This is a genomic window from Domibacillus robiginosus (assembly GCF_000966195.1).
In the GTDB taxonomy this organism is placed as follows: domain Bacteria; phylum Bacillota; class Bacilli; order Bacillales; family Domibacillaceae; genus Domibacillus; species Domibacillus robiginosus.
In genome coordinates this window covers 19363-40756 of the sequence record NZ_LAHL01000057.1, presented here as the reverse complement: position 1 = coordinate 40756, position 21394 = coordinate 19363, and the positions used below count along the sequence as shown (strand labels likewise).

The 21394-nt window shown below is 39.0% G+C and carries 20 protein-coding genes; 5 read left to right on the top strand and 15 right to left on the bottom strand.

Annotated elements, in window-relative coordinates; all coding sequences use genetic code 11:
* Window positions 1-58: 58 nt before the first annotated feature.
* The 6 genes from VP97_RS20380 to VP97_RS20355 form a co-directional block, all read right to left on the bottom strand.
* On the bottom strand, window positions 59-895 hold the full coding sequence (locus VP97_RS20380) for a PfkB family carbohydrate kinase (protein WP_050183997.1): 837 nt from the start codon (window positions 893-895) through the stop codon (window positions 59-61).
* A gap of 55 nt (window positions 896-950) precedes the next feature.
* The gene (locus VP97_RS20375) at window positions 951-1718 is read right to left on the bottom strand and encodes an amino acid ABC transporter ATP-binding protein (RefSeq protein WP_050183996.1); all 768 of its coding nucleotides are present in this window, start codon (window positions 1716-1718) and stop codon (window positions 951-953) included.
* A complete protein-coding gene (locus VP97_RS20370) occupies window positions 1696-2370 on the bottom strand; it encodes an amino acid ABC transporter permease (protein ID WP_050183995.1) in 675 nt (224 codons plus the stop codon). Before VP97_RS20370 ends, VP97_RS20375 begins: the two co-directional genes overlap by 23 nt.
* 16 nt (window positions 2371-2386) lie before the next feature.
* Window positions 2387-3196 carry a substrate-binding periplasmic protein gene (locus VP97_RS20365; protein WP_050183994.1) on the bottom strand — a complete coding sequence of 270 codons (810 nt, stop codon included), beginning with the start codon at window positions 3194-3196 and terminating at the stop codon, window positions 2387-2389.
* Between the two features lie 65 nt (window positions 3197-3261).
* The gene (locus tag VP97_RS20360; protein WP_050183993.1) at window positions 3262-4275 is read right to left on the bottom strand and encodes an SIS domain-containing protein; all 1014 of its coding nucleotides are present in this window, start codon (window positions 4273-4275) and stop codon (window positions 3262-3264) included.
* Between the two features lie 391 nt (window positions 4276-4666).
* Window positions 4667-4978, bottom strand: a complete 312-nt coding sequence (locus VP97_RS20355) for a hypothetical protein (RefSeq protein WP_050183992.1) — start codon at window positions 4976-4978, stop codon at window positions 4667-4669.
* 693 nt (window positions 4979-5671) lie between these two features.
* Here VP97_RS20355 and VP97_RS20350 point away from each other — a divergent pair.
* Window positions 5672-6073 carry a hypothetical protein gene (locus tag VP97_RS20350; RefSeq protein ID WP_050183991.1) on the top strand — a complete coding sequence of 134 codons (402 nt, stop codon included), beginning with the start codon at window positions 5672-5674 and terminating at the stop codon, window positions 6071-6073.
* A gap of 421 nt (window positions 6074-6494) precedes the next feature.
* On the opposite strand, the gene kynA is transcribed toward VP97_RS20350, so the two are convergent.
* The 3 genes from kynA to kynU are packed head-to-tail and all read right to left on the bottom strand — an operon-like array spanning window position 6495 to window position 9280.
* On the bottom strand, window positions 6495-7328 hold the full coding sequence (kynA, locus tag VP97_RS20345) for a tryptophan 2,3-dioxygenase (protein WP_050183990.1): 834 nt from the start codon (window positions 7326-7328) through the stop codon (window positions 6495-6497).
* 28 nt (window positions 7329-7356) lie between these two features.
* Window positions 7357-7986 (bottom strand): arylformamidase, encoded by a 630-nt coding sequence (gene kynB, locus VP97_RS20340; protein WP_050183989.1) that lies wholly within the window; start codon window positions 7984-7986, stop codon window positions 7357-7359.
* A gap of 13 nt (window positions 7987-7999) precedes the next feature.
* Complete coding sequence (gene kynU, locus VP97_RS20335; RefSeq protein WP_050183988.1) at window positions 8000-9280, bottom strand: kynureninase; 1281 nt, start codon at window positions 9278-9280, stop codon at window positions 8000-8002.
* Window positions 9281-9456: 176 nt separating this feature from the next.
* Here kynU and VP97_RS20330 point away from each other — a divergent pair, with 176 nt between their 5' ends.
* Window positions 9457-10062, top strand: coding sequence for a TetR/AcrR family transcriptional regulator (locus VP97_RS20330; protein ID WP_050183987.1), 606 nt, complete (start codon window positions 9457-9459; stop codon window positions 10060-10062).
* 732 nt (window positions 10063-10794) lie between these two features.
* Here the strand turns inward: VP97_RS20330 and VP97_RS20320 are convergent.
* From VP97_RS20320 to VP97_RS20295, 5 genes are all read right to left on the bottom strand, one after another.
* Window positions 10795-11457 carry a GntR family transcriptional regulator gene (locus VP97_RS20320; RefSeq protein WP_050183985.1) on the bottom strand — a complete coding sequence of 221 codons (663 nt, stop codon included), beginning with the start codon at window positions 11455-11457 and terminating at the stop codon, window positions 10795-10797.
* 163 nt (window positions 11458-11620) lie between these two features.
* Complete coding sequence (locus VP97_RS20315) at window positions 11621-13165, bottom strand: AbgT family transporter (RefSeq protein ID WP_050183984.1); 1545 nt, start codon at window positions 13163-13165, stop codon at window positions 11621-11623.
* 29 nt (window positions 13166-13194) lie between these two features.
* Entirely contained in the window at window positions 13195-14568 is a 1374-nt protein-coding gene (locus VP97_RS20310) for a M20/M25/M40 family metallo-hydrolase (RefSeq protein WP_082220471.1), read from the bottom strand.
* A 494-nt stretch (window positions 14569-15062) separates the two neighbouring features.
* Window positions 15063-16382, bottom strand: a complete 1320-nt coding sequence (locus tag VP97_RS20305) for an alkaline phosphatase (protein ID WP_050183983.1) — start codon at window positions 16380-16382, stop codon at window positions 15063-15065.
* A gap of 465 nt (window positions 16383-16847) precedes the next feature.
* On the bottom strand, window positions 16848-17264 hold the full coding sequence (locus tag VP97_RS20295) for a DUF2512 family protein (protein WP_050183981.1): 417 nt from the start codon (window positions 17262-17264) through the stop codon (window positions 16848-16850).
* Between the two features lie 464 nt (window positions 17265-17728).
* On the opposite strand from VP97_RS20295, the gene VP97_RS20290 reads away from it, so the two are divergent.
* From VP97_RS20290 to VP97_RS20280, 3 genes are read left to right on the top strand one after another with little or no spacing between them, the layout of a single operon-like run.
* Entirely contained in the window at window positions 17729-18547 is an 819-nt protein-coding gene (locus VP97_RS20290; protein WP_050183980.1) for an amino acid ABC transporter substrate-binding protein, read from the top strand.
* A gap of 15 nt (window positions 18548-18562) precedes the next feature.
* Complete coding sequence (locus tag VP97_RS20285; RefSeq protein WP_050183979.1) at window positions 18563-19246, top strand: amino acid ABC transporter permease; 684 nt, start codon at window positions 18563-18565, stop codon at window positions 19244-19246.
* Between the two features lie 13 nt (window positions 19247-19259).
* The gene (locus tag VP97_RS20280; protein WP_050183978.1) at window positions 19260-20006 is read left to right on the top strand and encodes an amino acid ABC transporter ATP-binding protein; all 747 of its coding nucleotides are present in this window, start codon (window positions 19260-19262) and stop codon (window positions 20004-20006) included.
* A 677-nt stretch (window positions 20007-20683) separates the two neighbouring features.
* Here the strand turns inward: VP97_RS20280 and VP97_RS20275 are convergent.
* The gene (locus VP97_RS20275; protein ID WP_050183977.1) at window positions 20684-21334 is read right to left on the bottom strand and encodes a FusB/FusC family EF-G-binding protein; all 651 of its coding nucleotides are present in this window, start codon (window positions 21332-21334) and stop codon (window positions 20684-20686) included.
* Window positions 21335-21394 lie beyond the last annotated feature (60 nt).

The following is a 21394-nucleotide window of genomic DNA, read 5'->3' as shown; positions in this document are numbered from 1 at the left end:
CCCCATCCCTTATTTAGCACATAACGGCGAGGCTCTAATGACTTGTGGAAAGGAATGATTAAACAGCATTTCCGGCCGGAACATTAGAGATACCATGACCGAAAGCTCCGTAAATTTCACAAGTGGCCGCCGCAGCTTGAGCTGCTTTCTGCATTGCTCCCTGCACATCTTGATTTAGATGATAATCCAGTAAGAACATGGCAATGAATGAATCGCCAGCTCCAAGCGTATCGACTACATTTGCTTTCACAATTCCTTGTTTATAAACCTTGTCTTCTATCAGTGCTAATGCCCCTTCTGATCCGCGCGTCATCACACAAATTTCAGCCCCGAGTTTGCTGGCGTGACGCATTAATTGAATACCTTCTTCTTCTGTCAACTCACTGCCTGAGAAAAAAGCATATGTTACATGCGGACAAAGCAACTGCAAGTATTCTTCATCGTATTTTGAAGAAAAATCAAATGATACAGGAATCACTTTAGCCAATTTTGGAATCTCTGTTTCGGTATGGCTGTACATACTACTGTGTAACAAATCGTGTTCAGCAATGAAGCGAAGATCTTCTTCTGTGAAATTTAATTTTACAATAGACTGCACACCACCTTTGTTAGAGCCGATAAAAATCCGATCTAGTTCTTCATTTAAAGCAATGACTGATTCCCCGTTTGGCCCACAAACTTTTCGGATTTTTGATATATCAATGTTTTCAGCTGTTAAACTGTTTACAATGTGATCAGCTTTGTAGTCATCTCCAATAATCCCCATATAGGAAACAGCTTCTGCTCCATACCGTTTAGCCAAAACCGCTACATTTAATGCATTACCTCCAGGGTAAATTTCTTCCCTTTCTTTGTAATAGTCCACTACATTATCGCCTGCTCCAATAATTTTCATTATCTTCACCTCACTAGTTGATGTAAAAAACTTCGTTTAAAAAAGTGTTTTTTCTCTATACGACGTTCCGAGAAATTGTACTTAAAAAGCGATTAATCCGGTCATTTTTTTGATTTGTTTGGAAAAACTGATGAACAGGTGCGTCCTGCACTATTACTCCGTGATCAATAAAAACGATTCTATCACCGACTTCTCGTGCAAAGCCCATTTCATGTGTAACTACCGCCATCGTCATGCCTTCATTCGCTAATTCTTTCATAACTGCTAGTACTTCTCCAACCAATTCTGGATCTAGAGCAGAAGTAGGTTCATCAAAAAGAAGCATTTTTGGTTTCATAGCCAGCGCCCTTGCAATGGCAATTCGTTGCTGCTGACCGCCTGATAAAGAATGCGGGTACTGATTCCCCTTGTCAGAAAGCCCAACTTTCTCTAGAAGCTGCTCTGCTTGCTGAATGGCTTGTTCTTTCTTTATTTTTCTTACTTGCATAGGTCCTTCGATAATATTTTCAAGTACCGTTTTGTGCGCAAATAAATGAAAACCTTGAAATACCATGCCGATTTCAGCGCGAAATTTACTTAATTCTTTTTCTTTTCTTGGCTGTTTTTTATTGTTTACGTTTTTATAGAGGATGGATTCTCCTTCAAGCAGCACATCGCCTTCCGTTGGAAACTCTAAGGCATTCATCATACGTAGAAAAGTACTTTTCCCGCTTCCGCTTGGGCCAATAATAACAAGAACTTCACCTTTTTGAACCGACAAATCAATTCCTTTAATTACTTGTTTGCCATGAAATGATTTATTAATGTTGGTTACTTGTAACATGATGGTTAACTCCTCTCTTTTCTAAATAATCTACAAGCATTGATAACGGATAATGCAGGATCCAATATACAATCGCGACCATTGTAAATATCTGAATGTTCTGATAAGTAGAGGCAGCAAGCAAGTTACCGTTGTGCATTAATTCTGATACAGTGATGACTGCTGCGAGTGAAGAGTTTTTAATCAACACAATCGCCGAGTTCCCAATTGCAGGTATCATATTTCGTATCGCCTGTGGCAGCACAATTCGGCGCATAGCCTGCGAATAATCCATTCCGATCGCTTGAGCGGCTTCCATTTGTCCCTTTGGAATAGATTTAATGCCGGCCCGGAACGTTTCAGCTAAATAAGCACTTTCGTTGATTGATAAAGCGACAATGGCTGCTTGAAAAGCAGTTAAGGAAATACCGAAGTCCGGAAAAACAAAATATACATACAATAGCTGAACAAGAAGAGGGGTTCCCCGAATAATACTAATGTATACGTTACAAACTTTATTAATAACTTTGTTGGAAGTAATTTTCCCGAGCGCGACTATTAAACCAATAGCAAGCGAAAGAATTAACGAAATAATCGTTAATTCGATTGTAATCACTGTTCCTTCCAGCAGACTCGGAGCAAATATTTTTATATTTGACCAGATTTCCCCCATTTTCAGTCCCCCTCACTTATTTAATATCCCACTCTACGCCCCAGTTTTCAAAAATCTCTGTTAATGTGCCGTCTTCTTTCATCTCTGCTATCGCTTGATTTAATTTCTCTAGCAACTCTGGATTTTCTTTTGACACCCCAAGACCAATTTCTCCGGCTAGTGTTGGAACATACTCATCCACTACACGATAGGTCATATTCGGATTTTTACTTTTCATATAAGTAAAAGCTGGTTTGTCTGCTAAAGCAGCATCGATACGCTTGGCCTGAATATCTTTCAGTAAATCTGCTAATGTTTGATATGTTTTAATTTCTAGATTCAGCTCCGGACTTCGCTCTTCCAGCATATCTTTAAAAGAAGTCCCCATTTGAACACCAATTGTTTTTCCTTTTAAATCTTCAAGAGACGCAGTTTTAGTATCTCCTTCTTGCACAATAAGCCCTTCTCCAAAACCAAATACCGGATCGGTAAAGTTAATTTCCTTTTTTCGCTCATCCGTAATATACATACCATCCATTATTACGTCGGTTTTATTGGATTGAAGAGAAGGAATGAGTGAATTCCACTCACCTGTGACGAATTCTGTTTGAACATTCGCCCGTTTGGCTGCTTCCTTGACGATATCCACCATAAATCCTTCGATTTCATTTGTGCTTGGATTTGTAGCATTAAACGGATAGCCGCCTGCCGTTGTAATGACTTTTATCATTTGGCCACTGGATGAATCTTCGTTTTTTGCACCCGTTGAGTCTTCTGCTGTTTTCCCGCATGCGGCACTAACCACTGCTAATACTAAGAGCAAGATGGCAACCAATGTTTTTTTCATAAATAAGCCTCCTTAAAAAGTTAGCTCCTTCACTTTGGTATATACCAAAGTGAAGGAAATAAATATTAGTAAGCAACTGTCCGATAATACCGGCGTGTTTCTAAAGAATGGCCACGTTCTTTTTCTAAATGAATACTAACACGTTGCAAGGCAGTAGCCAAAACAAGTGGAGCAAGGTACTTTCTGAATTCCGGACTCATGCCTAGTAATGCATAATCGGCTGTATCAAAAATTGTTAGCTTCTTGGTATACTTTTCTGCAAAGCGTTCTACCCGCTCCATTAATGGAAGTGTTTCATCTTCACTTTTCAGCAAAATCATGCTCATTTCCTCATCTACTAATTCGATTGTGCCATGGAAAAACTCAGCTGCATGAATTGCTTTAGTGCGAATCCATTGCATCTCTTCCAATACACACATTGAATAAGCGTATGTACGTCCCCAAGCTGTGCCTGAGCCAACAAGCATATGGTATTCTTCATCTTTATACTTTTTCGCAAATGCTTCTGCTTTTGGATCAGTGGCTTCTTTCACTTTTACCAATTCTTCTGGAATTGTCTGCAATTCATCAATAAAGGCTGTGTAACTTGAAAATTCTCCATTGTTGTAAATTAAGCGGAAAACGAGCATGTACATTTGTAAATTGATTGAATCAGCCGCAAAGTTGTTTTCTGCGTAATTGGCAATTGGATAATCAACAATTTCGGCTAAAGCCGTCCCCATCTCTCCTACAAGCCCGATTGTTGTAATGCCTCGCTCTTTACAATATTCTGCAGCAGCTACCGTTTCTTCAGTCGTACCTGACAAAGAAGACAAAATAACTAGTGAATCTTTTGTAAACTGTTTATGATTTTGAAGCATGAATTCTGAAGCAATTTCTGCGTAAGCCGGAATAGTGGAAAGTGAATTTATCATGTATTCAAATGGATACATGATGGCAATAGACCCCCCAGAACCAAGCAAGAAAATATTTTTAAATCCTTTTGCCATTACTTTGTCTGCGCAGCTTTCAATTTGATTCCGCAAACCTAACGCTCCATTTGTCACTGTAAGATATTCGTCTTTGTTAAAATTCAACATTACCTTCACTCCTCTTTTTATTTTTGGTATATACCAAAAAGATTACTATGGTATATACCAATGTTTGCTTAAAAGAAATTAAATTAGCTTCTTTCCTCTTCAACCATTCTTCCTTTAAAGAATTAACTTCATTATGCTGAGTAACAAATTTATTATCAACCAATTTGTCAGATACCCTAACAAGAAATCTGAATATTTACAATTGATTAATTTGTTGTCCTTATTATATTGAAGCGCTTTCATATTTGCAAGACTTTTTTGGAGTTAATTAAAAATTTTTTATTCGCCTATTTGGGCTGTAGATAATGGGGATTTTAAAATTTTAAAAGTCTGTCTTGTAATCGAAAATTAGAAGTTTGTTGATTTGAAGAAAAACACAGGGTCTCGCCTTTCAGTCCCGCTTCACCATCTCCCAGCTATCTATTGTTGCTCTTCTCCATTTGTTCAATTGGCTTTTTATGATTAGATCTTGGCCTCCCGGTAATTTCACTGGTTCAACGCACACACCTTCTTTTACCTCTATTGCTTTAATTTTCATGACTGCATTCAAGGTTTTCTGGTAGTGTTCGACCAATTTGATTTTTGCAATAAAGATCACATATCCTTCAAATCCCACCAGATCAAAGTTTTTTTGGCAAGCGATAACGAATAGAGACCAACACCAAGAGATTCTTTCCCTCGTATATCCTATGGAATGCTTCATTCTGATGGCACATGTTAATCTCAATATACCTCAGCATGCTCATCATCAACTCTCTTTAAAACCAGGTGATATATATTTTTCATCTACCATTTAGATAATGGTATTACTTTTTATTCTTTCTCACTATACGAAGTGAATATTCATTGGTCAATATATATTGATATTAGACTGAAAAGCCAATTACGTAGAGATCCAAATAGCTTCTTAGACTTTTTTGCTGTTTGTTATGCTTTTGGCTCCTGAAGTATATTTTTTTGAATTTTACACATAACATGTCATATAAATTTTTATAAGAGATCTAAAACCATGTGAAATCTATAAAACCTATTGATTCCTAATACCTCAATAATAGCAAAGGTGTACGTTAGCAACCAACAATTTTGCCAGCGTACACCTTTGATTACTAACTTTTTGATCGCCTTAACATTCGGGCTATACCGGTTACCTGGCGAGTCTAGAAGCGAGTTTGTTCTCGCTGAAAACAGAAAAGTTTATTTTATTCTGTAATTCACTGTTTTTATTTTTTAGTGAACACTGACCCTATCTGTCTTAAAGTATTAATTCCTCGGTATATTTCATCGGCATACGCAAGCATTTGATTGATATTTTCCCACATGCCGGGTGTTTGTGGAGGGTTACCATCTCCTGCTTGAGGCGGTATATTTAAATTACTCGGTATATCAGGTGCCTGCGGTGGAGGAGCAGATTCCAGAGAAGGTCCCTGAGTCAGATCCTGTAAAAAACTCCCCAACTCACCAGATCTCTGAGGAGGAATCGGAGCTCCCTGAGGCGGTCTTTGAGTCAGATTTTGTGAAAAATATCTCGGGTCCTGATAGACAGAACCGGGATGTTGATAAGGCAGCCTTTGATTGGGTGGAAATGGTACGAAAAACGAGTCATACGGTCCTGGTCCCTGGTACGGCCGGTATGGACCTGGACCAGGATTTGGAGGATAAAATCGCATGTTTTTCATCTTCCTTCTTTTTAATTTCTGTGCTCTTATGTTGGATACATATTGTTTTACAGATAAAGGGCTATTTTTCCTTAAATAAGAAAGTGGTACCCATTTTTACAAAAACAGTTTCGACTATATAACATTGTAAAGAGCCAGATCACTCATGTTAATGCTCATTATTATCATATGAGAAAAATAACAACATGATTGTGGCAAAGTCACTATAATGAGTATGAGTGAAGATAACCTATACAAACTTCCATAGTGCTCGTTTTACAATACTTATATTAAATTTTACATATGCTGCACTGTAAGAACTGCAATAATAGGTTTAAACCATTTAAAGTACTAAACATTAGGAGTGTCCTGACAATAAAAGGTGTACGTTAGCAACTATATAGTTTTGCTAACGTACACCTTTATTACTAACTTTTTAATTGCCTTACCATTTGACTACACCAGTTTGGCGAGTTCAAAGTAAAGTTTGCTCTCGTGCTATTATTAGAGTTGTTTCTACAAAATGCAGGTAAAAAAGAAAGAGTCTTACACCTTTTGATCCTTTTACATATTAGTTCGCAAATCCCATAGCTCTGGAAAAAAACGTTGATCCAATACTTTTTTCAAATAATGAACTCCGCTAGAACCTCCTGTACCCATTTTAAAACCGATAATTCTTTCTACTGTTTTCATGTGGCGAAAACGCCATTGCTGTAAGCGGTCTTCAATATCTACAAGTTTTTCACCAAGCTCGTATAAATCCCAATACTTGTCTGTATTTTGATAGACGGCCTTCCACGCCTGCAATACACTTTCATCAGACTGATAGGCTTTCGTGACATCGCGTGTCAATACGTCCTGCGAGAGCTCAAAACCGGCTTTTTTCAAAGCATGAATAGATGCGTCATATAAACTTGGAGATTTATATGCTTCTTCTAGTTTGGCAAGTAATACAGGGTCTTTCTCGTATATTTTTAAAATAAAATCTGTTTTATACCCGAGAGCAAACTCGATTAACCTGTATTGATAAGACTGGAAACCCGAAGAATTTCCCAGTGAATTCCTAAACTCTAAATATTCTGAAGGAGTTAAGGTAGAGAGTACATCCCATGCTTGAATGATTTGGGCTTGTATTTGGGATACACGAGCTAATTTTTTAAAGCTCATAGATAAATCATCTTCTATTATTGCTTGTTTGGCCGCATTCATTTCATGCAAGATGAGCTTCATCCAGAGCTCGCTCACCTGGTGAATAACAATAAACAGCATTTCATCGTGGTGTCCTGATAAACTTTTTTGACTGGAAAGCAGCGTATCCAGTTGCAGATATTCGCCATAAGTCATTTTATCGGTAAAATTTGTTTCAATATTTTTTTCGTTTTCTGTGAGGCTCTTCATTATGATCACTCCGTGTAATGGTTATTTTTTAAACAGGTTTAATTGCTGCTCTGACAGGACTCCCATCGGCATGAGTAAGAGGCAGCGGAAGAGCCGTTAGTTCATAGTGACCGGGAATAACGTGATCCAAAACAACATTTTCCAAAATATGAATGCCATAATTATGAAGAGAATGATGTATCGGCAGTTCCTTGCTGTCAAGTTGATCGACTGATGGTAAATCGACCCCTACCAATTTCACGTTTTGCAGCTTTAAATAGTTGACTGCATCAAGCGTAAGCACCGGAATTTGTTCCGGAAAAACCGCAGGATCCGTTATGGCAGATGTTCTTAAAAGCAAACGTTCACAGTTTTGGATATCTGCTTTTTTCAAAATATCAGTACTTATCTCTTCGTAATTAGATACATCCACAACAAGACAGCGGCCTATATAAATATTAATATCCAGATCTATGACACGTGCCCCATTATCAGAAAAATGAAACGGAGCGTCAATATGTGTACCTGTATGTAAACTTGTTGTGATTTTCCCAATATTTACAGAGCCTGTGCTTTTTTTCTCGTACACTACGTCGTACGAAAAAGGGGTATCACCAGGCCAATGAGCAATCTTATTGTTCAGCGGCTGGGAAATGTCAATCCATTTATCCTTTGCCATCTTTCATCCTCCCTTACGCAACCACGTCTCGCTCATTTTCAAACTCTTTGTATTGTTCTTCTTTCATAATTATTTTAAGTGTATGAACCATCTTCCATACATCATAGAAAGTATTGTATAAAGCAACAGGGCCTAATCGAATAAAACTTGGCGCTCTAAAGTCGGGAATAATTTGATTGCTTTTTAATGCTTTACATATACTAGCGGCAAACTTATGCTCCAGAAGAATATGAGCTCCTCGTTTAGTATGATCCAGGGGACTTACAATGACAAAATCATATTCTTTCAATTCATGATTAATTAGGTTAACCATATAATCGGTTAATTCTAATGATTTTTTTCTTATATTTTCAATACCCGCTTCATTAAACATATCCAGTGACCCGATTAACGGAGCCATACTTAAAATATGAGGTGTCCCAATTTCATAAGCGCCTGCATCTGTATCCGCTTGTAATTCATGGCTCATATTAAATTGCACATCTTTCCTGGAACTAAACCAGCCAGCCAGCCCCGGTTCCTGGCCAAAATACTTTTGATTAACATACAAGCCTCCCACTGCTCCCGGTCCGCCATTAAGATGCTTGTAATTGCACCACATAGCGAAGTCCACTCCCCACTTGTTTAAATGATGTGGAACAGAACCGATGGAATGGCATAAATCAAACCCAATCACAATGCCACGTTTATGAGCTTCTAGAGTCAAGCGCTCCATGTCTAGAATTTGCCCGCTCCGGTAAAGAACACTCGGCAATAGAATAAGAGCAATATCATCTTTCATTTTAGTAATAATGGCTTCTTCCGACAAAAGACCATCATTGCTTTCAACTTTTACTAAAGCTTCTTCCGGATCGTACCCCTTTAATTTAAGCTGGCTTTGAAGTGCATAAATATCAGATGGAAAAGTTGCATCGTCGGCCAGAATTTTATAGCGGTTTGAAGTCGGCTTGTAAAAGCTTGAAACCAGCTGATGAATATTCGTCGTAGTGGACCCTGTTACAATCACTTCATTCCCCTCTGCTCCAACTAACGGAGCCAGTTTTCGCCCCAATTCTTGCGCCATATAAAACCAGGGATGATCTCCTTTCGTCCAGCCATCAATGCCAAAGCTTTTCCATGATTCCAACACATTCATTAGTGAACGTTCGGCTCTTTTAGACAACAGTCCAAGAGAGTTTCCATCTAAATAAATACTTTCATTTTGGTAAAATTCATTTCTATACGAACGTAGCGGATCGATACGGTCCTTTTCTTTCGCATATTCAACTGAGTATACATCTTCAACTAAAGTCATTTAATCCCTCCTAAAATAAGTTTTCTGAATTATATAAACAATATAAATCATTCGTTGACACTATGTCAATGACATAGTGTCAATTAAATGATTGGATCATTTAAAGCTCTTTCTTTTTAATTAAAGTTGTGTTAGTTTAGCTTTTATAATTACTACATTTTCAGTAGGAGAATAAGATGATTAATACCAGACAAAAGCAGGCGATAGAAACAAAGAAAAAGCTTTTAAAAGCGGCCGAAGCTGTTTTTTTTGAACAAGGATTTCAGCAAACAACTATTCGCCATATTATAAGCCGGGCACAGACCGGTTATGGAACAGCTTATGTGTATTTTAAAAACAAAGATGACTTTTTAATCGAATTGATGAAAGAAGTGATGGAACAATTTTACGAAGTAGCGTCGTTGCCCTTTACTCCTTCTACTAAAAAAGAGGCGCAAGATCTAATTGTGAATCAAGTTAGACTTTTTCTCTCGCTAGCTATGGAAAGAAAAGAATTTATGAGGATTATTAAAGAAGCGATTGGAAATTCACCTGTCATCGAAGCGAATTGGCAGAATATTCGCGATCGTTTTATTAGCAGCATTACCCAGGATATTCTTTATGCACAGTCTAAATCGCTGGCCAATCCGCAGCTTATCCCCTCTTTAGTGGCACGTTCCTGGTTTTATACAAATGAAATGTTTATGTGGGAACTGATAAATGGCGATTCCGCTGAAAGCATGGAAGAGATCATCCAGCATATGACGGTCATTTATACAAACGGCTTATACAGCAGCCATTAATCACGCTGGTGACAGAAAGTTTTTGCAGCATTCTCTCTTTACTTTTGATCATATCGTTTTTAAGCCGCTTGCTAATGCCAGGCGGCCTGTTTTGCTGGCAGAGTACTCCTGTTTCAATCCTGTTTCAGGATGAAATCGGCGGGGTAAATGTCAGCTTACGAAGGAAAAAGCATTGCCTCTTTGTTTAGTTTATCAAGGTACCAAGCCATTTGTTGAACAACCTCTTGAAACAGCTTTTCGTCAAAACTCCTTTTAGCTATTATTCTTCCCGGGAAGGAGTAACAAGTGACGGACCATTGGCTGTTCGAAGTAAAACAAATCCGCTGTCACAGGCATATTCTATTAACGAAACAGCCCCAACAGGCATTTCAATCTGCATGGCAACCCTTACGGAAGCATGGAAAACTCTTGAACCAACTGCAACTGGCAGGGCGATGGGACAAATTGGGCAGAAAACTTTGCTGCTGAGAACCTCTTCCTGGAAACAACAATAGTATTCATGGATGTTCTCCTTTCTTTCCAGCATGAAAAATAAGTAGTATGAAGTCGATTGTCGACAGAGAATATTTAAGAAATAATTGACGCCACAGCCGCTTTTTGAAAAACAGTGTTTTACATTTTCTTTTCAGTAATTAAAAATGCTCTCACCTTTACTCTTTTTGTTTGTAAAATCATTCAATCAATACTAGTGGATTGATTGAATGATTTTACATACTTATTTTCGTAAGTAAATTAAAAAGTTGCTTTGTTTCTCAAGAGCTTTTGTATACTTGTAATTAAGTCGTGATTATGCTGCTCCAGCATATCCGCTGCTTCCTTTACTTTTTTATCTTTTAAAAGTGCAACCATCTCCAAATGTTCTGAGAGAGATTTGGCCATATTCCCTTCTGCTTCAAAGCACATATTTTGAATGGTTAACAGCGGGGCTTCTAAATGTGAATGAACTTTTTTTATAATGTGGCTTTTACTCATTTGCATTAAATGCATGTGAAACAAGTAATTTAGTTTTGTATACTCCGCGGCTTCTTTTTCAGAACGCATCTCATCTAAAAGACAGTCCATTTTAAAGACAATGTCCAGGTCCACACCTTGTTTTTCAATTCGTTTCATTGCCAGTGATTCGAGCATGACACGAATTTCAAGCAAATCATATATTTCCGATTCGGAATAACCTTTTACAATGGTCCCTTTTCTCGGAATTCTTTCCACCAGACCTTCAATCGTCAACAAAAAAAAAGCCTCTCGTATCGGCGCTCTGCTTGTGCCGTATTCTTCTGCATATAAGCTTTCAACCAGCTTTTCTCCCGGCCTCAACTCTCCTGTGATAATTTGTTCTGTAATGTGTTCAGCAATTTTATTTGATAATGAATTTTTACTAAGGTCTACCTTATCCATATCGTCTCTCCTTTTTTAAAAGGCAAGCTTGAACTCGCAGAATATAATGAATTGCAAACATGGTCGAATCAACTTGACCATGTTTGCAATATTCAATCTTTTTTAATATTTAAACTTCTATTTTTGATAGGAATAATCCGTTTTCCTGGGTGATTCCATTATTTCATTTTAAATGCATTGGCACTCCAGGACCTATAGGAATATTGAACACTGCGAAAACAATAATCATTACGAGCCAGGCAATAAGAAAAGCAACCGTATAAGGGAAGATTAAGGCAATGTGGGTGCCGAGTCCTGCCTTTTTATCATATTTCATTAAAAATCCTAACATGATAGCAACAAACGGATTAAGCGGCGTAATCATGTTTGTTGCGGAATCTGCAATTCGATAAGCTACTTGTATAAAAGCAGGGTGAAAATCCAGCAGCATAAACATTGGAACAAATATAGGCGCGAGTAACGCCCATAGAGCGGTACCGCTTGTAATAAACAAACTTGATACTGCTGTTACAAGAATAAGCAGGATAACACCCGGCAAACCACTCAAATTAGCAGATTCCAGCAGATTTGCCCCATTCACTGCTGTTAGTGTAGAAAGGTTGCTCCATTGAATATAGGCGATGAATTGTGCAATAAAAAAAGCCAGGACAATAAATGGGGCGATATCGTTTATTGATTCAGCCATCTTTTTAACTACATCATCAATACGTCTGATTTTTTTGGTGGTAATACCGTAGGTTAAGCCGATAAGAATAAAAAACAGCAAAATAATTGTATTAATGCCGCTCATAAAAGGTGAATTGAGGATACTTCCATCTTCTCCTCTTAACGGTGAATTGGGAACATAAAGAGCTGTTACAATCACACCAATAAATAAAACAACTGAGATAAAGGTGTTTCTCAGCCCCTTGTTGATTAAACTATTATCTTCTTCGTTATCATCCAACTTAACTTCTACATCTCCGTCGTATGTTCCTAATCTCGGCTCAATAATCCGCTCTGTAACAAACGCCCCGACTACAGTTAAAACAAGCACAGAAGCACTCATAAAATACCAATTGTCTACAGGGTGCACAACTATATTAGGATTAATTGTATGAGCAGCTTCTGTTGAAATACCTGCCAGCATTGCGTCAAATCCGGAAACAAGCAAATTTGCTGTAAAGCCACAGCCTGTTCCCGCGATCCCGGCAGCCAGTCCCGCAATGGGATTTCTCCCAAACATGTGAAAAACCATTGCAGCTATTGGCGGAACAATAATATAAGCCGAATCCGCTGCTACACTGCCCATAATACCAATGAAAAGTACTGCGTACGTAATAACCACTTTTGGCGCTTTCAAAAGCGTTCTTCTTATCGCAGCTTCAAATAAGCCTACCCTCTCAGCTAACCCGATACCCAGTGTAAAGACAATGATCAGTCCTAACGGTTTGAACTCAATAAAGTTACCAAACATTGACGTAATAATATACTGTATTCCCTCAACAGAAAGCAGGCTTTTCACTGCCAATTCCTCTTTTGTTCCAGGGTCCATTACACTGACGCCTAATAAATTCAGCAGCCATGACGCCACCATGACAAGCACGGTTAAATAAAGGAAAATTAACGCGGGATGCGGGAGGCGATTTCCTATACGCTCGACTCCATCTAAAACAAATAAATACTTAGGGCGAGTAGGCGGGGGAATATTCGGTTGACTTTGATTCATATATAAACCTCCCTTTCTAGTTTCATCATTTAATGTGTTTGTAGGCTGCCAATTGCATGAATAACATGACACGTACAATTAATCCCATTTAAAAAATAGTCTATTTCTATATTTTCATTAGGAGAGTGATTTTTTTGATCAAAATTTGCATAAGGCACAATAATAGATGGTGCTCCTAAAATCTTTGTCCATACATAGTCTGGAAGAGATCCTCCAAGACTTGGTTGAATCAAAGGTTTTTGTTGAAAAGCTTTGTGAACAGCACCGGTTACAACCTGGACTACAGGAAGATTTTCAGGTGTTCTTGATGGCTCCATTGATCCTAAATATCTTACTTCGATGTCAGGGTCATGTTGTTTTACGTGCTGGCAGAATTTGTTATAAATATCCAGCGGTTCTTGATCAACTACAAGACGAATATCCATTTTTAAAGCAGCCTGAGAAGGAATAATTGTTTTTGTGCCTTCTCCGGTATAACCACTTTGTATACCGCAAATATTAAAGGTCGGTTCCATTGTCAATTTGCGATAATACGTTTCGCCATCCAATTCTAATGAAGAATAACCAATTTTTTCTCCAATATTTTCAGCATCGAATGGTAGATTTTTAAGCAATTCTTGCTCCCGTTCAGTTGGCCTGCGAATATTGTCGTAAAACCCTTCGATTAATACATGGCCGTTTTTATCACGCATTGTCTGCAGCAAGTCGATTAATTTCCAGACGGGATTAGGAACAATATTGCCTGTATTTCCGGAGTGATTATCCCAATCGGCGCCTTTTACTTCCAGCTCAAGTGAAAGCACTCCCCGAACACCCAGTAGAATAAGAGGAAGCCCGCTATTATGAGATGAGCCATCCGAGGTATAAACAAGGTCAGCTTTTAAAAGCTCTTTATTTTCCTCTACAAAGGAAGCTAAATGTACACTTCCCATTTCTTCTTCGCCTTCAAATACAAACTTCACATTGATCGGCAAATCACCAAAAAGGTCCAAATACGTTTTAATGCCAAGCAGTTGAGCCATAAGCTGCCCTTTGTTGTCTCCGGCCCCTCTCGCATAAATTCTTCCCTCTCGAATCGTCGGTTCAAAAGGAGGAGATATCCACTTGTCCAGTGGTTCAGGCGGCTGGACATCATAGTGTCCATAAATAAGCAGTGTAAACGCTTTTTCATCTTTTAATATTTCTCCATACACAACAGAGTGGCCTTTTGTTTCAATTAAACGAGAGGAAATGCCTATCTCCTCCATCATGCTCTTTAGTAATTCTGCACATTCAGTCATACCCGTATTTTGAGTACTGATGCTTTTTTGGCGTAATAATGTGAATAACTGCTCCATGTACTCATCTTTTCTTTTTAAAATTAAGCTCTCAATTTCATTTGAACGTGTTACTCTCTCTGTCAATTGCTTTCATTCTCCTTTCACTTGTTAACAGTCGTTTGTCGACCTTTTTATGATTTAGGTTTCATTCACTTATCAATAATTAAATCTTATTTTTCTGAATAGTACAATAACATTGTGAAATTTTCTGACCTTAAAAGTCGGAGCGTCTCCAACCTTTCATCCTGTTTTTTTAACTATATAAAGATTGCAGAGTGAGAATTGAAAAGGATCATCAATCATTTTAATTTATACCACTTGCTTCCTTACATCAGAAAGTAGAACGGGCACTCATTCATAAGATCTGCAAATCGTAAAATTAAAAAAAGACAAATCCCTCAATTAAGGGATTTGTCTCAGACTGTAAACAAATGATTGATAACTGTCACATGAATGGGATAGGTCGGCAGCTCCGCTTTCTATGGGGCAGGCGCTGAGCCCGCTCGTCCCATAGCATAGAAGTCTGTGCTGCCCTCCCGCCGACAAGTGGTTTGTGACACTTTGTCTTCCTGTTATGCTTATTTCGAAGGTTTGAAGTTATTCAGCTTCATGGCTTTTGCCATCAACACAGGGAAATCCGTGTTCTGGTGCAGACCGCTGAATGCGTCTGCATGAGGTCCATAAGCGAAAATTGGAATATCTACTCCTGTATGACCTGTAGAACTCCAGCCAATCGATGCTCGTTCTGATACCACCTGGTTAATCGCGATGGAAGGGCTTTTAGCTGTTTGAATCTTTTCAACTTCCTGTTCGGTGAGGTCCAAGCCTGTATATTGTTTGACGACTTCTTTAATATTATTGCGGTCGGCACTCAGCTTGGATTCCATGAAGTCACCTGTTGCCGTCACATTACGAAGCAATTCAGGATTGGCATCGCCTTTGCCATAACCCCCTACAGACATGCCGCCGGTGTCGTGATCACCTGCTACGACGACTAACGTATTTTTATCCTTTTTCGCAAATTCAAGAGCTTCCTCTACCGCATCTTCAAAGGCCTCCGCATCTTTCATGGCCCATGCTGCATCGTTGTCATGCCCCGCCCAATCAATTTGGCTTCCTTCTATCATTAAGAAGAAACCATCTTTGTCTTTTTTCAAGACATCCAGGGCTGAGCCTGTCATCTCAGCAAGACTCGGCTGGTTTGTTACATCACGGTCTAATTCTGGAGCCATTCCATCCTCTGCGAACAGGCCAATTAATTTGTCGGCTCTTTGAGCTTCGTTTAGCCCGTTCTTATCTGTTATGTATTCATAGCCATCTTTTTCGGCCTGCTGTAACAGCGATTCAGGAAAATATTTGTTTCCTCCGCCCAAAATAACTTCCACTTCATTTTCAATCAATTGCGGTGCAATGTCCGCTTCGTTAGCTCTGGACGCAACGTGTGAAGCAAACACGGCTGGTGTAGCATGGGTAATTGTTGAAGTCGCCACTAATCCTGATGCTTTTCCTTTTTCTTCGGCCGCTTCTAAGATGGTCTTCAATTCTTTCCCTTCCGGAGACGTGCTAATCATGCCGTTATTCGTTTTGATACCAGTTGCCATTGCTGTACCGGCTGCAGCAGAGTCGGTGATTTTGCTGTTAGCTGAGTAACTACGGTGCATTCCAACCAGCATGGAGTCTAAGACGGACTCTTCGCCTTTATACCAGCGGTAGTTGGTGTTGTAAGAAGCAGAATATCCATCCGGAATCATAAAGATGACATTCTTTACCTTGCCATTTCGTTCGTTATCCGCTTTCACCGTTTCTTGTGGCGCAGAATAACTTCCTATTAAACCGCCAAGAGCGAGAGAACTTGCAATGGCCAAGGGCACCAGTTTCTTTTTCGTTTTGTTATTCATTCTTTTTTCCTCCTAAAATAACTTGATAGGAAAATTGTAGTCTGTTCTTGTTAAATCAGTTTTTAAATAAAGTAAATATTCTATGAAGCACAAAAAATAGGCCGGTATATTTTCTTTTGTTCCATATAAAGGGTGTTTTTAATGATAATATCCTACTGATGGCAGTCATGTAATGATCATAAACCATGTATCACCCATAATGATCCGCCTGGTTGGGTAAAACATCCTGGTATTTCCGTTCATCCTATATTTACAAAACATTAACAATTCTGAGTTAGCTGCATAACCGGCCCTTTTTGGCGGATCTGTGTTTAAAAAACCTACTTTAACAGTAAAAACCCGCCGATTATTACCGGACGGGGTACTTTGTTTTTCTATTAGAATGGCTTCCACCAGATTGTAAAATAAAAGGATTGAATCTCTTATGCTCATGCATGCCGCCATAAGAATTCCCTGCTTTATACATTATTTAACGCGAGTGAGCCTGCGTTTCTCATCAAATACATGTCTGTCAAGATATTTATGGAAAAACCATTCACCAGCAGCGATCGCAATCGCTGAGACAAAAGAAGCCACTAGAACATCGCCATCATTGATAAATAGTGATCTTCCCATAAGCCAAACTACAAAGAAAGTTAAAACCGCATCACAAATGGTTGCAGTGAAGTTTCTCTGGAAATGAGTATGATCTGCTGGATACTTATAATCACTGCCAGATCTATAGAAAACAAACAAATCACCCAATACATAAGCTACAACGGTAAGAACAACACTAAGGAGAAGGGTATCACTAAATTCGCCATTGTAAATTCCTGTAAGGATTATACTGAGTAAAACTGCAATCATCACAAATTTAATAAGAAGTGCTTTTACGTGTTCCAAGTTGATGTCCTCCTTTTTCTGTGATGCTCAGTTAATACCCTAAATGGAAACAGTAAACACCTGTTTAGATTTTTTAAGATGTGTGTTAACCGTAAAAAATCACAGGGGAAAGGGATCAAAACATCTTTAAACAGCCCGCTGCTGTTATGCAACCGACGGCTCTTATTTCGTTTCACTTGAACAAATCGGCCCCTTAGTTCACGCACTATTTTTGCTCTGCTTGGTTCGGATGCATCCCGTTCATGTAGTGGAATACATCTCGTTTATTCTGCAGAGAACAAGATGTATAGCGGTTTTCGGGCGCTTTCTCCCCATACCTTTCATCTTATTTTATCTAGTTATGAATAATGGAATATTACTTTGCTCTGTGGGAAAAATACATCATAAATTCGTTGACATCTATAAATTACTACGCCATCTAACAATACATTTACAAAACCTACAACAACACTGGAGGCTACACCATGAAAAAATTAGCATTCTCTATCCTTACTTTTGTTTTGGTTTTCGCACTTGCTGCATGCGGCGGAAACAATGTAAACGAAGGTAAGAAAGAAGAAGAAAATAAACAGGAAGCACAAAGCTCCTACGAAAAAATAAAAGAAAAAGGCGTCATCACCATTGGCACCGAAGGTACATACTCTCCCTTTACCTTCCATGATAAATCTGGAAAATTAACGGGGTTTGATGTTGAAGTTGCCACTGAAGTATTTAAACGTTTAGATATTAAGACGCAGTTTGTGGAAGCAAAGTGGGATGGCATGATTGCCGGGCTTGATGCAAAACGCTATGACATGATCGCAAATCAGGTTGGAATAAACGATGAGCGCAAAGAAAAGTATGATTTTTCTGATCCTTATACCATTTCAAAAGCCGTTCTCATTGTAAGAGAAGACAACAACGATATCAAATCGCTTGATGATTTGAAAGGCAAAACAGTTGCCCAGTCATTAACAAGCAATTACCGGCAAACAACAGAAGAACATGGAGCGAAAATTACCGGAGTAGAAAGTTTTAACCAGGCGGTAGATTTAGTCACCTCTAAGCGCGCTGACGCTACCCTAAACGACAGTCTTTCTTATTTAGATTTGAAAAAGCAGCGCCCTGAGCTTCCGATCAAGATCGCTTATACGGAAAACGATGCTGCTGAGAGTGCTTTTCTTTTCCGCAAGAACAACAAAGAATTAGTGGATGCTGTGAATGGTGCTCTTAACGACATGAAAAAAGACGGTACGTTCGAAAAAATATCCAATAAATGGTTCGGTGCAGACGTATCGAAATAAAGGAAGAGATCTCATATGGTTGGGGAGGAACGTACAGAACGAATTATAGGAATCCTTGGTGAATCCTTTTTTCCTATCTTAATGGCTGGTTTGCAGTACACCATTCCTTTAACGCTCATCACTTTTACTCTTGGGTTAATTTTAGCTTTCTTTACAGCTGTAGCAAGGATTTCCGGATTTATACCACTTGTTCTTTTAACACGTTTTTATGTCTGGATTTTCAGGGGAACACCATTATTGGTTCAGCTTTTTATCATTTTCTATGGGCTTCCAAGCGTAGGCGTTACCCTTTCTCCATTTGCGGCTGCCGTTATTGTTTTCACCCTGAATAAAGGAGCGTACAGTTCGGAGATTATACGTGCCGCCATATTATCGATTCATAAAGGCCAGTGGGAAGCCGCCTATAGTATCGGCATGACAAAATCCCAGGCTATGAAACGGATTGTGCTTCCCCAGGCGGTTCGTGTTTCCCTTCCGCCGCTTGGAAATTCTTTTATTAGTCTTGTTAAAGATACTTCTCTTGCCGCCACTATTACAGTTACTGAATTGTTTCAAAAGGGACAGCAGATTGCAGCTGTTACGTATGAGCCCCTGTGGCTTTATATCGAAGTAGCCCTCTTCTACTTAATATTCAGTACTGTGCTTTCTTATTTTCAGGGCAGGCTCGAAATACGGTATGGCCGCGGCGTGGCGAAATAGTGGAGGGTAAGCGATGATCACAATTGATAATTTGCACAAATGGTTTGATAAACTCGAAGTATTAAAAGGAGTAAGTCTTTCTATTGAAAAAGGAAAAACAGCAGTCATTATCGGGCCTTCAGGATCTGGAAAGACAACGCTCCTCCGCTGTTTGAACCTGCTGGAGCTGCCTGACAAAGGAACCATCACTCTGGGAGACAAAACGCTAAATATAACGGCAGGCACCAGACTTAAACAAGCGGAAATTGTTTCTTTTAGAAAGCAGACCGGGATGGTTTTTCAAGGCTACAACTTATTTCCTCATTTGACGGCTGCTGAGAATGTCATGGAGGGACAAGTGAGCGTTTTAAAACGTTCTAAAGACGATGCCAGAAAAAAAGCTTTATCTTTATTAGAAAAAGTCGGGCTGCGCGACCGGGCAGATATGTATCCGTTTCAATTATCCGGAGGCCAGCAGCAGCGCGTTGGGATCGCACGCGCGATGGCTATGGATCCAGAAGTTCTTCTTTTTGATGAGCCAACATCTGCTCTCGATCCTGAGCTGGTCGGTGAAGTATTAAAGGTAATGAAAGACCTGGCAAACGAAGGACGGACAATGGTAGTTGTCACCCACGAAATGAAGTTTGCGAACGAAGCCGCCGACCAGGTCATTTTTATGGACGGCGGAGTTGTAGTTGAACAGGGCACACCTAATGAATTGTTTCATGCGGCTAGAAACCCGAGAACTCTTCAATTCCTGAATAAAGTATTCGAACGATGATCCCTTGTCCTGTACCATCTCCAGGAATTACTCCTGAGAAGATATTTTTTATCGCGCCTGTTGATTATCTAAAGTTACACAGACCTATCCGTTGATATTCTCGCTTCGATACAGAATATCTGCAACATTGGTACGACACGGATTTCACGCCCTTCATCACTCGTAAAAAGAACTATGCGGTACCGTTTCTCAGAGCATATCTGTTTGGCTCCAGGCCAGCAGGTGATGTCATGCGTGATATTGGAGCTGTTCACACAATGACGCTGCAGGGATTTTGTATCGGATAGCTCCACTTATCCTTAAGAATATATACGGGGCAAACGCAGATATGGCAATACCCTCTCTACCCAGCTAGATTACCTGTATGCTTTACGCATTTTTTAAAATGGTCTTTAAAAAGAAGAGTTGTCTCCCTCCAGCCAGTCTTCTAAGAAATTCTTTATTCCATACTGGCGACACTCAGAAAACAGGCTAAAAGTGTAGTGTCGCAACTACACTTTTAGCGACCTTTGTTTTTATAGAAAAGAGTAATACTTGATCGAATGAATTACCGGTGTCCCCCAACGTAACCTACATCACACTAGTTCCCGCAAATCGGTAGTCATACTTTAGCTTAAATAAACTAATAAAAAACAAAAGAGAAGATTTTGCAATGGTAACAGACATCATACGAGGTTTTACATTCTTAGTGAATCTTTTAGAAAAGTTGTTACATATTCGGCATTGGTTATTTTTTTATTACATTCACTGCTATCAGCACAAATAAAATTACCGATGGACTTGTAGTAATCCGGGTTGTTCGCTTTTTTCGCTTTTGTTACTGTAGAAAAAAAGACAACCTTGCCAGCACAACGACAGAAGGAACAAATATTGTTTTTACTAGTAGGGATAATTCTACATTCAATTCCGACCGTTTTTTCGTCCAGTTCATATACAATAAATTTTTTATTGGATCCTAAATCGTCCCAGCCTAAATAGGTCAACTGGCTATAGTCTATTCTTGATAAATCAGGCAGCTTTAATTTTTTATTCTTTGGAAACATCTTTTTCAGTTGCTGATCAGTGATTTTTGGAAAGGGAATCAAAAATTTAGATAGACGCTGGATATATTGATCGTACTCATCATCTGTTTTCAGTCTGGAAAGATCCAATATTTCTTGCTGAGCCAATGATATCTTTGGAATGAGCTCTAGGATTTTAGCATTGGCCAAGTCGATCACAGCAGCTAAAACAGTTGGGGGTACATTCTTTTTTTTACTGTCCTTAATCAAGGCAATCTGTTTCTTTATAAAATTTACATGTTCATTCTTAATAAATTTTTCGGTCATCACGCGTCTCTCCATTCATTTTGCTGACGTCTCTTTACCCTTATTTTAAAAAATATAGTA

Bases quoted from the DNA above. Each gene is read 5' to 3' on its own strand.
- VP97_RS20375 (WP_050183996.1), bottom strand. From the start codon at position 1,718: ATGTTACAAGTAACCAACATTAATAAATCATTTCATGGCAAACAAGTA.
- VP97_RS20280 (WP_050183978.1), top strand. From the start codon at position 19,260: ATGATCACAATTGATAATTTGCACAAATGGTTTGATAAACTCGAAGTA.
- VP97_RS20365 (WP_050183994.1), bottom strand. From the start codon at position 3,196: ATGAAAAAAACATTGGTTGCCATCTTGCTCTTAGTATTAGCAGTGGTT.
- VP97_RS20360 (WP_050183993.1), bottom strand. From the start codon at position 4,275: ATGTTGAATTTTAACAAAGACGAATATCTTACAGTGACAAATGGAGCG.
- VP97_RS20320 (WP_050183985.1), bottom strand. From the start codon at position 11,457: ATGGATAAGGTAGACCTTAGTAAAAATTCATTATCAAATAAAATTGCT.
- VP97_RS20290 (WP_050183980.1), top strand. From the start codon at position 17,729: ATGAAAAAATTAGCATTCTCTATCCTTACTTTTGTTTTGGTTTTCGCA.
- kynU (WP_050183988.1), bottom strand. From the start codon at position 9,280: ATGACTTTAGTTGAAGATGTATACTCAGTTGAATATGCGAAAGAAAAG.
- VP97_RS20380 (WP_050183997.1), bottom strand. From the start codon at position 895: ATGAAAATTATTGGAGCAGGCGATAATGTAGTGGACTATTACAAAGAA.
- VP97_RS20355 (WP_050183992.1), bottom strand. From the start codon at position 4,978: ATGAAGCATTCCATAGGATATACGAGGGAAAGAATCTCTTGGTGTTGG.
- VP97_RS20370 (WP_050183995.1), bottom strand. From the start codon at position 2,370: ATGGGGGAAATCTGGTCAAATATAAAAATATTTGCTCCGAGTCTGCTG.
- kynA (WP_050183990.1), bottom strand. From the start codon at position 7,328: ATGAAGAGCCTCACAGAAAACGAAAAAAATATTGAAACAAATTTTACC.
- VP97_RS20305 (WP_050183983.1), bottom strand. From the start codon at position 16,382: ATGAATAACAAAACGAAAAAGAAACTGGTGCCCTTGGCCATTGCAAGT.
- VP97_RS20315 (WP_050183984.1), bottom strand. From the start codon at position 13,165: ATGAATCAAAGTCAACCGAATATTCCCCCGCCTACTCGCCCTAAGTAT.
- kynB (WP_050183989.1), bottom strand. From the start codon at position 7,986: ATGGCAAAGGATAAATGGATTGACATTTCCCAGCCGCTGAACAATAAG.
- VP97_RS20285 (WP_050183979.1), top strand. From the start codon at position 18,563: ATGGTTGGGGAGGAACGTACAGAACGAATTATAGGAATCCTTGGTGAA.
- VP97_RS20275 (WP_050183977.1), bottom strand. From the start codon at position 21,334: ATGACCGAAAAATTTATTAAGAATGAACATGTAAATTTTATAAAGAAA.
- VP97_RS20330 (WP_050183987.1), top strand. From the start codon at position 9,457: ATGATTAATACCAGACAAAAGCAGGCGATAGAAACAAAGAAAAAGCTT.